Here is a 757-nt window from a genome sequence, read left to right as displayed (position 1 = left end):
GCTGATGATAAAAGATATTTAACGAATAGATATTTCCATAATTTAAATTCAACAGGTAAAATATTTTCTCAGCTAAATTACAATGTGTCCGTTTCTCATCAAAAACAACAGCGTGACGTAGAAGATTTCAGATATCTTTTTGCAAATAAGACAGAGGCAAATAATGTTAAGGTAAAAGACCAATCGATGGAAGTTCTTTATTCTACAGGAACATTAAGTAATTTTTTTACAGATAAAACAGTTGACTTACAGATAGGATATGAATTTGTAAACAATCAAGGATTTTCACTTGTTCAGGAAGCCAGTAATATTTTTGTGCCCATACGCAAAACCATTGAAAATTATGACTTTTTTGCTTCTTCGGAGATTATGGCAACTCAAAGATTTTCGATTAGACCGGGATTAAGATTTTCAGCTCAATCAAAATTTGAAAATCAATATGCTTCTTCAATAGGTCTAAGATATTTATTCGACAAAGGAGTAGAAGCTCGTGCATCATATGGAAATGGATTTCGTACACCAACTTTTGAGGAACTATATTCTAAGCTAATTTTTGATGGACATTTCTTTATTGGTAATGAAAATCTTATCCCTGAAACCAGTACATCTTACGAAACCAGTATTAAAAAAACAACAGTATTTTCTTCAGGATTACAAATGTCAAATACTGTGGCGGGTAGTTATTTAGATGTAGATGATAGGATAGATATGGCATTAACGGGATTTAATCCCGATACAGGCAATCCAGAATATCAAT

The 757-nt window shown here is 31.8% G+C and carries 1 protein-coding gene; it reads left to right on the top strand.

Translation table 11 applies throughout. From position 1 onward, the window contains the following. The coding region (locus BW716_RS35070) for a TonB-dependent siderophore receptor (protein WP_143709240.1) at positions 1-757 on the top strand (757 nt) is incomplete at both ends.

The organism is [Flexibacter] sp. ATCC 35208 (genome assembly GCF_001975825.1).
Classification (GTDB): domain Bacteria; phylum Bacteroidota; class Bacteroidia; order Chitinophagales; family Chitinophagaceae; genus Chitinophaga.
Note: the sequence above shows the minus strand (reverse complement) of the source record. Positions and strands in the feature narration are given on the sequence as shown.